The 13,086-nt window shown below is 67.2% G+C and carries 12 protein-coding genes; 4 read left to right on the top strand and 8 right to left on the bottom strand.

Going from position 1 to position 13,086, the window contains the following annotated elements:
- Nucleotides 1-2 precede the first annotated feature (2 nt).
- Nucleotides 3-1,157, bottom strand: a complete 1,155-nt coding sequence (locus NM2_RS17465) for an SDR family oxidoreductase (protein WP_067669839.1) — start codon at nt 1,155-1,157, stop codon at nt 3-5.
- A gap of 330 nt (nt 1,158-1,487) precedes the next feature.
- Here NM2_RS17465 and NM2_RS49090 point away from each other — a divergent pair, with 330 nt between their 5' ends.
- Nucleotides 1,488-1,628: a hypothetical protein gene (locus tag NM2_RS49090; RefSeq protein WP_157121143.1), complete on the top strand. Its 141-nt coding sequence runs from the start codon at nt 1,488-1,490 to the stop codon at nt 1,626-1,628.
- Between the two features lie 15 nt (nt 1,629-1,643).
- Nucleotides 1,644-1,817: a hypothetical protein gene (locus NM2_RS49085; RefSeq protein WP_157121142.1), complete on the top strand. Its 174-nt coding sequence runs from the start codon at nt 1,644-1,646 to the stop codon at nt 1,815-1,817.
- A gap of 12 nt (nt 1,818-1,829) precedes the next feature.
- Here the strand turns inward: NM2_RS49085 and NM2_RS17460 are convergent, their stop codons facing one another.
- On the bottom strand, nt 1,830-2,585 hold the full coding sequence (locus NM2_RS17460) for an SDR family NAD(P)-dependent oxidoreductase (protein ID WP_067669836.1): 756 nt from the start codon (nt 2,583-2,585) through the stop codon (nt 1,830-1,832).
- Nucleotides 2,586-2,665: 80 nt separating this feature from the next.
- The gene (locus tag NM2_RS17455) at nt 2,666-3,097 is read right to left on the bottom strand and encodes an Rrf2 family transcriptional regulator (protein WP_067669834.1); all 432 of its coding nucleotides are present in this window, start codon (nt 3,095-3,097) and stop codon (nt 2,666-2,668) included.
- Between the two features lie 169 nt (nt 3,098-3,266).
- Here NM2_RS17455 and NM2_RS52600 point away from each other — a divergent pair, with 169 nt between their 5' ends.
- Complete coding sequence (locus tag NM2_RS52600) at nt 3,267-3,401, top strand: hypothetical protein (RefSeq protein ID WP_281182452.1); 135 nt, start codon at nt 3,267-3,269, stop codon at nt 3,399-3,401.
- A gap of 96 nt (nt 3,402-3,497) precedes the next feature.
- Here NM2_RS52600 and NM2_RS17450 read toward each other — a convergent pair whose 3' ends face one another.
- The 5 genes from NM2_RS17450 to NM2_RS17430 all read right to left on the bottom strand — a co-directional run bounded on the left by NM2_RS17450 (nt 3,498) and on the right by NM2_RS17430 (nt 11,548).
- Complete coding sequence (locus tag NM2_RS17450; protein ID WP_067669832.1) at nt 3,498-5,465, bottom strand: acyl CoA:acetate/3-ketoacid CoA transferase; 1,968 nt, start codon at nt 5,463-5,465, stop codon at nt 3,498-3,500.
- Between the two features lie 36 nt (nt 5,466-5,501).
- A complete protein-coding gene (locus tag NM2_RS17445; protein ID WP_067669988.1) occupies nt 5,502-6,692 on the bottom strand; it encodes an acyl-CoA dehydrogenase family protein in 1,191 nt (396 codons plus the stop codon).
- Nucleotides 6,693-6,782: 90 nt separating this feature from the next.
- Entirely contained in the window at nt 6,783-8,240 is a 1,458-nt protein-coding gene (locus NM2_RS17440) for a phytoene desaturase family protein (protein ID WP_067669830.1), read from the bottom strand.
- Nucleotides 8,237-10,057, bottom strand: coding sequence for a DUF3556 domain-containing protein (locus NM2_RS17435; RefSeq protein ID WP_067669828.1), 1,821 nt, complete (start codon nt 10,055-10,057; stop codon nt 8,237-8,239). Before NM2_RS17435 ends, NM2_RS17440 begins: the two co-directional genes overlap by 4 nt.
- A gap of 33 nt (nt 10,058-10,090) precedes the next feature.
- Entirely contained in the window at nt 10,091-11,548 is a 1,458-nt protein-coding gene (locus tag NM2_RS17430; protein ID WP_067669826.1) for a class I adenylate-forming enzyme family protein, read from the bottom strand.
- 169 nt (nt 11,549-11,717) lie between these two features.
- Here NM2_RS17430 and NM2_RS17425 point away from each other — a divergent pair, with 169 nt between their 5' ends.
- Nucleotides 11,718-12,995, top strand: coding sequence for a PucR family transcriptional regulator (locus NM2_RS17425; RefSeq protein ID WP_369690320.1), 1,278 nt, complete (start codon nt 11,718-11,720; stop codon nt 12,993-12,995).
- Nucleotides 12,996-13,086 lie beyond the last annotated feature (91 nt).

Genomic DNA, 13,086 nt, shown 5'->3' with positions numbered 1-13,086 from the left:
AATCACGCGCTCGCCCCGGCAGCGACGAGGGGCGACGGCAGGAAACCGACGTCGACGAGGTACTCGATATGGCGGTCGATGAGTTCGGCGCTCATCGGTGCGCACCTGATCGGGGTACCGGCAAGAGCATGCACGGTATTGCTGTCGTCGAATCGCACCTCGCCGACCGAGCCCTGCACGGGGATGGCCGCGGCGCGGGCGAGGCCCTGATCGGTGGCGGCCGCACCGGTCAAACGCGCGGTCAGGTCTGCCAGAGTCGCCGTGGTCAGCGGGAATCCCCTGGCGCGCAACCTTTCCCACACGAGTGTCAGCGGAGCAGTGGAGCGATTCGTCAGATGGTAGGTCCGTCCCGTGCCACCGTGGGTGGCCAGGTGAACGATCGCGGCCGCCGCATAATCCGCCGGAACCAGGGAGAATTCGGCGGACTCCGGCGGTACCGCACCGAGCATCACCGCCGCGCGCACCAATGTCCAGAAGGCGTCGTCGGTGCTCACCGCTCCGGTCACCACGCCGCCGCAGACGCGGTCGGGGCGGTGAACGGCCACCGGCAATCCCCGCTCACCCGCCTGCGCGACCAGCTCCTCCCCCGCCCACTTGCTCAACACATAACCGTTGCCGTGCACTTCGGCCGGTCCCGGACGGGCCGATTCGAGAACCGGACCGGCCGGCGGTCGTGCGCAGGCCGCGGCGACCGACAGCGTCGACACGAAATGGACCGGTATCCCCCCGCCGGCCGCGAGTTCGAGCACCTGGCGAGTCCCTTCCACGTTCGCGCTGCGCAGCCGGGAGTAGGGCTCGACGTGGTTGACTCTGGCAGCGTTGTGCACGATGACGTCCGACCTGCACAACGCACGATATTCTCGCTGGAGAAGACCGAACCCCGGCTCCGACACGTCACCGGCGAACGGCAGGATCCGCGAGGTGTGCCGCGGATCCCACAGCCTGTACCCGCGCAACGCGGACACGATCCGATCGAATGCCTCGGCATGCCCCCCTGCCCGGACCAGGCAGTAGATCTTGGCGTCCGTACGAGTAAGGAACTCGTGCAGCAGATAGGCGCCGAGGAACCCGGTCCCGCCGGTCAGCAGGACCCGTTGTGGCGGGGTGTGCGCCGACCCGGTGGGCGACCGGATCGAGATCGACCGGTTCCACCGCACATCGGCAGTCAAACCAGGCGGAAGTGGCGAGACGTTCTGCCGACCGCACTCTCCAGGCATGAGTCCTCCCGGATTCTTGTTGCTACGGCCTTCGACCGCTCAGTTCGCGAATAAAACCTTATTCAGTAATTTCGAGGATGGTATCCCGGTTTATCCCAGACCGCACGGTATCGACCGGCCGCCTTCACGCGATCACGCTGGTCACATTTCCGCTGGTCAGCGGGTTGTCAGAAAGCATCGCAAATACCGGCGACCGAACAGCGCCGCCCGTGCCACAGTCCCGTGTCACAGTTACGCCAACGGCTGTATTGGCCAGATCACCCTCCGGGAGTGGGAAGTGCCCACGCAGAAGAACGCCATCGACTGGGCCACAACTCGTTCGCGCTCGAGCCGTCCGCGGTCATCGGCGCCTCGCCGGGCAAGCTCGGCACCGCGATTGCTCAGCTCAGCCCGCGCAGCGTGCTGGGCTGACGCAATTCCCCGCGGATGACTTCCCCCGAGGCCTGCATCCAGCTCCATCCGGACGTGTTCACCCCGGACGGCGATGTCCCCGACGACTCGACCACGCGGTTCCCCACCAGGTTCATGGCGGACTTCGCCACTTTCATCGGCCGCATCCACGGAACGATCCCGCCGCCCGCCATCAGCGGCTATTGGTGATCAAGCTGCGGTCTAAAGCTGGGTGACGCCCCCGTCGACGAGCAGTTCCGCGCCGGTGGTGAAGGAACTCTGGTCTCCGGCCAGGTAGAGGGCGGTGGCGGCGACCTCTTCGGGACGTCCGGAGCGGCCGAGCGGAGTGGGTGCGGCGGACTCGGCCGGGGCGGCGGCCTGATCGTCTCGTGGGAACGCGGCTCGCAGTTCGTCGCCGCCGGGGGTGGTCACCGGCCCTGGGGTGAGGGCGTTCACCCGGATGCCCCGACCGGCGAGTTCGGCGGCCCATGTGCGGGCGAGGCTGCGGATGGCGGCTTTGGTGGCGGCGTAGATGCCCAGGCCGGGGGCGGCGCGCAGGGCCACACTGGAGGAGAGCAGGACCACCGACGCACCGGACGACAGGAGCGGGAGGGCCTTCTGCACGGTGAAGACGGTGCCCTTGAGGTTGATGGCGGTGGTGCGGTCGTATTCCTCCTCGGTGATCTCACCGAGCGGCCCGAAGTCACCGACTCCGGCGTTGGCCACGACGATGTCGAGATGGCCGCTGCGCTCGGCGATTTCGGCGAAGACCCGGTCGAGGTCGTCGAGTTCGGACACGTCGCTCCGGATGCCGGTGGCGCGGTGGCCGACCTGTTCGACGGCGGCGTCCAGCTCGGCCTCGCGGCGCGCGGTGAGGTAGACGGTTGCTCCCTCCGCGGCGAACCGGCGGGCGACGGCCAGTCCGATACCTGTGGAAGCTCCGGTGATCAGGGCGGTCTTGTTGTCCAGCTGTCCCATGAGATTCTCCGATCTTCGAGGTAACTACTTTTGTTACATCTGTTGGCAGAGTCGAAGGCCGTCAGCGCGGCCGGTCGACGCTAGGCGACCCGCAATATGTCTCGCAGCACGTCCTCGAGTGTGGTTTTCGCCAACTCCCGGCGGAGTGCGGCCTCGGCTCCGTCGTAGACGGCAGCCATCGCGGGTCCGATGCCGTGGCCCACAACGCACTCGGGGTCCGGCGTCGATGGATGCAGGGCGAAGATCGGCCCGGGCTCGATCGCGTCGTAGACATCGAGCAAGGTGATCGCCGCCAGATCTCGCGACAGCGTCCAGCCCGCGCCGGCACCCCGCCGCGAGTCGGCCAGTCCAGCCTTGCGCAACGTGGCCAGCAGTCGACGAATCACCACCGGGTTGGTGTTGACGCTCGTCGCGATCTGTTCGGAGGTGGCGACCTCGTTGCCGCGGCGCTGGTACAGCCCGATCCAGGTCAGGGCATGCGCGGCGACAGTCAGCCTGCTGTTGGCACTCACGTCACCCCGGCCTTCCGATCATGTCGTAACCATAGTAGTTACAACCAATCGTTGGCAAGCCATCACTGTTCGCAGATTCCGGCCGTGGTCGGAGACTGCGAAGACGATCAGTCGACCTTGCAGTGTCCGTGAATCGGCTACCGCCCCGGACATCACCGCGCACACCCTCGTGACCACGAGCGACGCAATCGTCCTCGGCAGCGAACTCGACGACGTCGACCTCTACCGACCGATCCTCGAAATGCACCTGTCGGCCATCGAACTACCTGCCGGACAACCGGATACAGCCTCGACCAATACCTGAACCCCGATCCCGGCGTGCGGAGACGTCCCAGCGACCCCCGCAACTGCGGATCGGCGGACACCTCGGCCACGTCCGGCATCGGACATGGTGACCGACTCAATCCACTCTCAGGTTGGCCAGCGCCTCGGCGCGGTTCTCGTAGATGTGCGGGGCGACGCCACGACCGGCGAGGTGGTCGTGAAGCTTGAGCCTCATGAACGAACTCGTGCTGTAGCGGCTCGCGGACAGATAGAAGCGCTCGGCGAAGTCCTGTATCGAGCGGGCGTAGAGGTCGCGCAGGTCGGTGGGGAGGGTGAAATTGTCGTAATTGGCGACCAGGTGCACTTTCCTGCCGATCCGAATCAGGCGGGATTCGATTGCGGCACGGATTGTTTCGACCTCGGCAGGGGTGGCCGGAGCCAGGCCTTCCATATTGAGGAAGAAGACGTTGCGGGTGTCGTCGTAGGTCATGCGGGCCGGCATCGGGACCGAGAGGAGCTGGTCCTTCAGCCCCATGGGATCCGGGGTGAACAGGCGCGCATCCATGACGGCCGGATCCCCCTCGAGCAGCGGCTCGAACGGCATGTGCGCGAGGATGTCTCGGTCGACGTCGATGCCGGGCGCAACCTCGGTCAGTTGCAGACCGTCGGCCGTCAGCCGGAACACACACCGGTCGGTGATGTAGAGCACCGGTTGACCTGTTCGCACTGCCTGGGCCCCGCTGAAGGTGCGCTGTTCGACGGCGTCGACGAACTTGGCGGCGGCCGGCCCGTGCTCGACGACCACCTGCCCGTCCAGCACCGCGGTGCGGCTGGGAGCGAGGAAGGTGCCCAGAAAGATCACCTGTTTCGCGTTCTGGCTGATGTTGATGAATCCGCCCGATCCGGCGAGCCGGCTACCGAACCGGCTGACATTGACATTGCCGTCCCGATCCGACTGCGCCATGCCCAGGAAGGCCGCGTCCAATCCCCCACCATCGTAGAAGTCGAACTGATAAGGCTGGTCGAGCACGGCCTGCGCATTGACCGCCACGCCGAAATCGGCTCCGCCGGCGGGCATTCCGCCGATCACCCCGGGTTCGGCGGTCAGCGTCAGGTAGTCGACGATTCGCTCCTCGGTCGCGACGGCGGCAATGCCTTCGGGCATGCCCACACCGAGATTCACCACACTGTTGACGCGCAGTTCGAGCGCGGCGCGCCGGGCGATCACCTTGCGTTCGTTCAGCGGCAGCGGCGCCAGGGTGTGCAGCGGCACCCGTCGCAGTTCACCGCTGTAGGCCGGGGAGTACCGGGTGCCGAAAGTCTGCCAGTGGTGGTCGCGCTCGGCCACCACCACGCAATCCACCAGCACCCCGGGAATTTTCACGTCGCGTGGGCACAGCGAACCCGCCTCGGCAAGCCGTTCCACCTGGACGATTACCAGCCCGCCCGCATTGTGCGCGGCGGTCGCGATGGACAGCGCCTCGAGGGTGAGCGCTTCGCGCTCCATGGTGATGTTGCCGTCGGGATCAGCGGTAGTGCCGCGCAGCAGTGCGACATCCATGGGCAATGCCTTGTAGAACAGAAACTCGTTGCCGCCCAGGGTGATCAGTTCGACGAGATCCTCGGTGGTGCGCTCGTTGACCTTGCCGCCGCCAAGCCGCGGATCCACGAACGTGTCGAGCCCGACGTGGGTGAGCAGGCCGGGTTTGCCGGCCGCCGTGTCGCGGAACAGCTGCGACAGCACCCCCTGGGGCAGGTTGTGCGCGGCGATCTCGTTGCCGACGGCCAGCTTCTGGATGGCCGGGCTCATCCCCCAATGCCCGCCGATGGCGCGCGAAATCAATCCGGGGTGACAGATCCGGTCCAGCCCGCGCCCCCTGCGATCGCCCTGGGCGACGGCGAAGATGATGCCCAGATCGTGCGGCGTTCCGGACTCCAGGAAGCGCCGTTCGAGCGCGATCGTGAGTTCTTCGGGGAAGCACTGTCCCCCGAAGCCCCCGACGGCGACCGAATCACCGTCACGGATGAGGCGGACGGCTTCCGCGGCGGAGACAACCTTGTCCCGAGCGGAGGACATGGGCGGAATATCGGCTGATGCGGCCATCGCGTCTCCCGGAAATCTGCCGACCGGCGATGCGTCTCAGGCGAACGCGCTGATACCGGTGATGTCGCGGCCGACAATCAGGGTCTGCATGGTCTCGGTGCCTTCGAAGGTGTGCACCGCCTCCACATCGGCCATGTGCCGAATGACCTGGAAGTCCAGCAGAATTCCGTTGCCGCCCAACATGTCCCGCGCAGTGTGCAGAACCGAACGCGCGGTGGAGGTGTTGTGCATCTTGGCCAGCCCGGCCAGGGTCGGTTGCAGGCGCCCCTCGGCGGCGAGCGTGCCGATCTGCAGGCAGTACAACTGCATGGAGGTGACATCGGCCAGCATCTTCACCAGACGGTCCTGCACGATTTGGAATGAGGCCAGCGGCTTGCCGAACTGCGTACGCCGTCGACTGTAGGTGAGCGCGGTGTCGAAGCCGGCCAGGGCGTGGCCCAGGGCCATCCACGCGCAGGCACTGCGGGTACCGACCAGCACCTTGGCGCAGTCCTTGAACGAGTTCGCGCCGGGCAGCCGGCTCTCGGCCGGTACCCGCACGTCGTCGAGTCGAATCTGCGCCTGCCACACCGCGCGCAGCGCGCCCTTTCCGGTGATGACCTCCGCGTGGTAACCGGGGGTGCCCTTCTCCACCAGGAAGCCCTTGACCTGACCGTCCTCGGCGTCGCGCGCCCACACCACGATCACATCGGCGATGCTGCCGTTCCCGATCCATTTCTTCGCGCCGGTGATGACATAGCCGTCCCCGTCGCGACGGGCGCTGGTCTCGAGTCCGATGGAATCGGAACCGTGTTCGGGTTCGGTCAGCGCGAACGCCCCGATCTTGCGTAGCCGGGCCATCTCCGGCAGCCATCGCTGTTTCTGTTCCTCGGAACCGCACTGGGCTATCGACTGCATGGCCAGTCCGGCCTGCACACCGGCGAAAGTGCCGATGCTGCCGTCACCGCGGCTGAGTTCCATGTACGCCAGCCCGACCGAGATCGGATCCAGGTCCGGGCACCCGTAGCCGACGATGCCGTCACCGATGATGCCGACCTCGGCAAGCCTTTCCACCAGGGGGAACGGGAATTCTGCCCGCTCCCAGTAGTCGTTGATGACCGGTCGGACTTCTTCGGCGACGAACTCCCGCGTCCGCAACAGGACCTCGTGCTGCGCCGGGGTGAGGTGTTCTTGCAAGTAGAAGTAGTCGGTCCCGAGGGCATCGGCGACACCGATCCGAAGATCCATTTCGGCCTCCATGCGCGAGAATCATCCAGCGTGGACGTATGGTCCACATCACTCTCGTCAGGGTGCGCCCGGACCGGCGGCCTCACAATGTCACGGTCGACAACGAAGCCCCTCGTCTGTTGTCCCAGGGCACATCGTCTCCAGGTAGGCCAGGGCCGCCCCGGCGGCGTTGGCGCCGCACATTCCGTGAGCGCCCGGCCCGGGCGGGGTCGCGGCGGAGCAGATATACATGCCGGGAATCCCGATCACGTACGGAGACAGGGTGATTCGCGGCCCGAACACGAGCTGGCGGATATCCTTGGATCCCGTCATTATGTCGCCTCCGGTGAAGTTCGGATTGTGGGTGGCGAACTCGAGAGTCGGGCGGACGGTGTAACCGATGACACGGTCCCGGAAACCGGGAGCGAACTGCTCGATGCGGGTGATGATCGCTTCGGTGGCATCGCCGGTGTAGCCGTACGGGACATGTGCGTAGGCCCATATCGGGTGAGCATCACCCACCGAGCGTTGCGGGTCGGCCAGATACTGCTGACCGACCAGGACGAACGGTCGTTCGGGCAGGCGACCGGCATGGATGTCGCGCTCGGACGCGGCGACTTCGCGGTACGGGCCGCCCAGATGGACCGTCCCGGCGCGACGGGCGTCCGGATTGGCCCAGGGCACACCCTCCACGACCGCGAAGTCGACCTTGAAGGCACCCGGTCCGCGCCGAAATCGCCGATACGCGTGCGAGATTCGCGACGGCAGCCGGTCGCCGAGGATCTGGGCCACCGATTCCGGGGCGAGATCGAACATCGTGACGTCCGCTCGCGGCAGCTGCGCGCCGGCCCGGATCCGGACGCCGGTCTCGATCCTGCCGCCGAGATCGACGAGCAGAGCGGCCAGCGCCCGGGTAATGGCCTGTGAGCCGCCGGCCGCCACGGGCCAGCCGTAGCGGTGACCCGCGGTGAGGATGCCCATGCCGATGGCCGAGGTCATCGGCAGGTGCAGTGGCCGGAAGGCATGCGCCGCAACACCGCCGAACAGCGCCCGCGCCTCCTCGGTCCGGAAGATCCGGACCAGCGCCGAAGCGGGCAACGGGGTCGGTGCGCCGAAGCGGGCCAGGGTCAGCGGATGCCGGGGCACCCGCAGCAGGGGTCGCAGGATGTCCTCGGCCAGGGTGTCGTAGCGGGCGGAGGGCTTGCCGAACAACGACTTCCACCGCCGCCCGTCCCGGCCGAGTCCAGCGGCCGTCAGCTCGACCGACCGGTGCAGGACGCCGGCCCGGCCGTCGGCGAGCGGGTGCACACAGTCGATCTCCGGTGTGCACCAGGACAATCCGTACCGATCCAGGCCGAGCTCGCGCAGGAACGGCGAGCCCGCCGCCATCGGATGCACCGCCGAGCACTGGTCGTGCAGCAGTCCCGGAACGATGGCCTCCACGGTGCGGGCGCCGCCGCCGATCTCCGTGTCGGCCTCGAGCACCGTGACCCGCACGCCCGCCCGGGCAAGGGCCACGCCGGCGGCGAGTCCGTTGGGCCCGCCGCCGACGACAGTTGCGGTGGTCATGCCAGCGCTCCGCGATCGTGATCCCGCTCGTCGCGAATCTCCTTCGGACCGAACGCTTCTCGCTGTGGCCGGGTCCAGTCGACCGTCAGCGGGATCGGGCCGTCGGGCAGCCACGGCTGCTCCGCCACGGCATCGGCGACCTTCCAGGTGCCGCGCTCGATCACACCGAGTGCGGCGTCGATGACCTGGTAATGCTGTACCCGGCTGCCCCACGCCTGCGACTCGGCCCACACGACGACCGCCTCACCGGGTTCGAAGTGGGCTTCGCGCTGCACGGCGGCGATGAAATCCGCATTGTGCAGGTGGCCGTCGCCGAAGTTGAAGCCGATTACCGAGTTGCACAGGAATTCGCCCTCGCGCACGGTGCGGGCATCAATGTCGGGCAGGTTCTTCAGCAGCACCGAGAACAGGCCGCGGCCCTGGCTGTGCATGGTGCGCCAGGCGACGACCTGCTGCATGGTCACCTCGGCCCACTCCGGCTCGTAGCCGAATTCGACGAACTGGTCGACCTGGTTTCTCGCGGTGCGCGTCACCCGATCCAGTTTGCCCTCCGCGCCGGGGGCGAAGGCCCATACCGCCGAGGCCCAGTTCCCGGCGTACTGCCGCATGGACGGCAGGAAGGACACCTTGTCGGGCCGGAAGTTGCCGAGGATCGGGAAGACCAGCAGTGCGGCGATCAACGCGAGTCCCAGCCACGCCGAGGAGATGTCGAAGACGCCGTACCCGTGCCAGTTGGGAAAGCCCAGGAACAGGAACACCGTCGCGTAGGCGAACAGCACGTTCCATTCCAGCGGCACAGCCAGCGGGAAGGTCGACACGATGAACAGGTGGAAGATCACCATTACCGCCACGGCCGCCAGGGTGAGCCACCGGTCGGTCGAGAACAGCAGCACCAGCGGCACGATCACCTCGACCGTGGTGCCGCCGACGTGCGCCATCACATCAGCGATGCGGGACGGGCGCAGATCACGCGGGAAGTCCCGGTAGTGCGCGCGCTTGAACCAGGCGAACGGCACCGACGGGCTGTTGCTCACCATGGGCGGCACCACCAGCGCGAAGTGCTTGCCGAACTTGGACACACCGGCGCCCACCCACACGACGACGATGAGCAGTTTCAGCGCGATGATCATGTCGACGAAGGGCAGCGCGGCGAAGAAGAACAACGCGGGCAGGTACTGCTCGCCCCGGGCGGCCAGAAAGATGGTCTTGTCCCGCAACCCGTTCACGACCAGCAGCACGATCGGCGCGATGAGCAGCGCGGGGTTCACCAGGCCCGAGGTATTGCCCGGCATCGCCGCCGACAGCGAATCACTGTGCGCCCCAGGCGAGAACAGGGCGACGGCCACACTGATCAGCAGGGCGGCATACAGCGTGATGTCGAACCAGCCGCGGCGGTCGCCCGCGGTGAACGGCACGCACTTCCAGGGCCGCAGCCGGATGGTGCGTGGCCGCGCCCAGAACAGGATGCCCCCGGTCATGGGTTTCACCTTCCCCGCCAGCGGGCCCCACGAACCGGCGATGCCGATACTCTCCAGCAGAACGGTCCACAGGATCACCTTCTGGTAGACGATCGGCTGGTTCCACCACTGGCCCACGTGCCAGAAGGCGGGCAGGTGCGAGGTGGTGGTGGCGACGACGATGCCGCCGAGGGCGTACAGCACGATCAGTTTCAGGATGTAGATCGTGTGCACCATGCGCGGTGAGCCGAAGCCGTGTTCGGCCCAGTTGACGGCCAGAATCCGCATCCGCTCCATGAGCGGCAGCCGCAGGAAGCTCTCCGGCTCCACGGCGGGCAGATCGGGTCCGATGAATCCCATGACGATACTCCTTTTACTGAAAAATGTTGGGAATCAACGCATTTGCGCGTCGAGATGGCGCAACGCGGGTTTGTCGATCTTGCCGACCGCATTCTTGGGCAGCTCGTCGAGAATCGAGATGGATACCGGCAGTTTGTATTTCGCCAGTCCCTTACGGACGTACCGGCGAATGGCCTCTTCATCCAGGGACGAGTCCGCGGCGAGAGCGACGAACAGGATCGGCTGTTCGCCGTAGACCGGATCCGGCCGGCCGACCACCGCCGCCTCGCGGATCTCGGGCAGCTGGTAGACGACGGTTTCGATCTCCTTCGGGTAGATGTTCTCGCCGCCGCGGATGATCATGTCCTTGACCCGGTCGACCAGGATCAGATAGCCGTCCGCGTCCAGTCGCCCGATATCGCCGGTGCGCAGCCAGCCGTCCAGCACCGTGGTGGCGGTCTCCTCCGGCCGATTCAGATAGCCGCGCATGACATTCGGGCCGGAAACCACGATCTCGCCCGTCTCCCCCGCCGGCGCGTCACCCCCGTCCGCCCTCCGGATCCGGATGCTCTGACCCGGCATCGGCAGACCGACGGTGCCCGGCTTACGTTGACCGGCAACGGGATTGAGCGTGCTGGCACAGGTGCCTTCGGACAGGCCGTAACCCTCGACGATCGGGATGCCGTAGCGCGCTTCGAATCTCGCCAGCAGCTCCACACTCGCCGGAGCGGCCCCGCAGATGCCGAACCGTACCGACGAGGTGTCCGGATGCACGTCCTCCGGCAGCCCGGCCAGCATCGTGTAGATGGTCGGCACGGCGGAAAAGTATGTGGGCCGGGCGTTTTCGATCCGGGTGAAGAAGCTGCCCGCATCGAACCGGCCCGCGACGGTGGTACGCCCGCCCGCCAGCAGCGGCGCCAGCACGCTCACCACGATCCCGTTGACGTGGAACAACGGCAGGATCAGCAGGCTGTGGTCGGCCTCGGTCAGCTCCAGCGCGTCGATGACCATGCCGCACATGGCGCGCAGGTTGGCGTGGTCGAGCATGACGCCCTTGGGCCGCCCCGTGGTGCCGCTGGTGTAGATCACCAGGGCCAGCGCGTCCGGGTCCGCGTCGACCGGCTCGATGTCGGCGCCCGCGCCATCGGCGAACTCACCCACAGGCACGACCGCGCACGCCGGGCCGTCGAATGGCCTGTCGGTGACGAGCACCTTCGCGCCGGCGTCAGCCAGCTGGTAGGTGACCTCGTCGAGGGTCAGCGACGGATTGACGGGAGTGAGCGCCGCCCCCAGCCGCCACGCGGCGAACAGTGTCACCACCAGATCCGCGGTATTGGGCAACCTCACCGCGACCACGTCACCCACGCCGACGCCGCGGCCGCGCAGGCTCGCGGCTGCCCGGCGCACCGCCTCGAGGAAACGAGCGTTGGACAGATCGACCCCGTCGTCGGTGAGGGCTGGGGCGTCCGGCCGCAGGGCTGCCCTGCGATCGGGAAGTGCCGGGAGATTCATCAGCGGTGTCCTTATGGGAGGGAAAATGGTGCTGACCACGGTAGGAAGCGCCGATCCGCGGGTCACCGTCGTGCGCGAACGAAGTTCCGGCCCGCACTTGTCGCCAGAAGACAAAACCTCGCCCGGCGAATCGGGCCGCCATCGAGCCGCCCGGATCTAGAGTGGAAATGTGACGATTGCGCGGCGCGGCATCGATGCCGCGGTGGGTAGCTACGTGGAAGCGATCGCAGCCCGGATGAACGCCAGGGTGACGCAGGTCAGCGCCGCCATTCGCGCCGCGCTCGAGGACGACATCGTCGATCTGCGCGGCGACCCCCGCATGGTGGACCTGCTCGGCGCCAGCGTCGAAGCCAATGTGGATACCCTGTTGCACGCCCTGCGCCACGACATTCCGGTAGCGCACATCCAGGCCCCCGGAGCTGCCGTCGAGTACGCCAGACGTCTTGCCCAGCAAGGCGTTCCATCCAATGCGCTGGTACGCGCCTATCGGCTCGGGCAGCGCCGGATGACCGAGATGGTGTTCGCCGAGTTGCACGCCATGGACATCCCGGCGGACGAACGCGTGACCGCCATCGAGCGCATCACCGCGACCCTGTTCGAGTACATCGATCGCATCACCGAGCAGGTCGTGGCGATCTACGACGACGAACGCGAACGATGGCTGGAGAACCGGAACAGCTTGCGCGCGTTACGCGTCCGCGAACTGCTGACCACCCGCAAGACCGTAGACGTCGACACGGCCTCCACCACCATCCGCTACCCGCTGCGCTGGCATCATGTGGCACTGGTGCTGTGGTATCGGGACTCCCAGGACGACGGGCTCCCGCGGCTGCAGCAGTTCGTGCGCAAGCTCGGCCAGGAGCTGGCCCTGGACGCGAGCCCCCTGTTCGTCGCCACCGATCCAGCGGGCGCGTGGGCCTGGCTGCCCTATCGCGCCGACCCGCACGAGCCGGTCGTGCGCATTCGAGCCGGCGTCGCAGCCGAGTCCGGCACGCCCGCTATCGCCATCGGCCCGGCGCGGCCGGGCCTCGACGGTTTCCGAACCTCCCACCGGCAGGCCGTGCGGGCACAAGGGGTGGCCCTCGCGAGCGGATCGCCGGATCCGGTGCTGGCGGCTTCCGACCCGGGCCTGGCCACGGCGGCTCTGCTGGGCGGTGATCTCGCCGAAACCCGCGACTGGGTGCGCGAAGTGCTGGGAGAGCTGGCCCGCGACACCGACAACAACGAACGGCTGCGCGAAACTCTGCGCGTATTCCTGTGCGCCGGTTCGAGTTTCAAGGCGGCGGCCACCGAACTGGACCTGCATTTCAACTCCGTGAAGTACCGCGTCGGCCGGGCCATCGAGCGCCGCGGCCGGCCGATCACCGCCGATCGGCTCGATGTCGAACTCGCGCTGCTGGCCTGCCACTGGTACGGCCCAGCGGTCCTGCGCCCGCATCATGGCTGAGCACCGAGTTCGGATCGCCCCGCGGAAGACAAGACCGGCCCACATCTTCGTCTCCGCGAGACAATGGCAACCGCCGGGCGAGGGCCTACCT

Source organism: Nocardia miyunensis NBRC 108239 (genome assembly GCF_001613065.1).
In the GTDB taxonomy this organism is placed as follows: Bacteria; Actinomycetota; Actinomycetes; order Mycobacteriales; family Mycobacteriaceae; genus Nocardia; species Nocardia miyunensis.
This window is presented reverse-complemented; position numbering and strand designations above follow the sequence as displayed.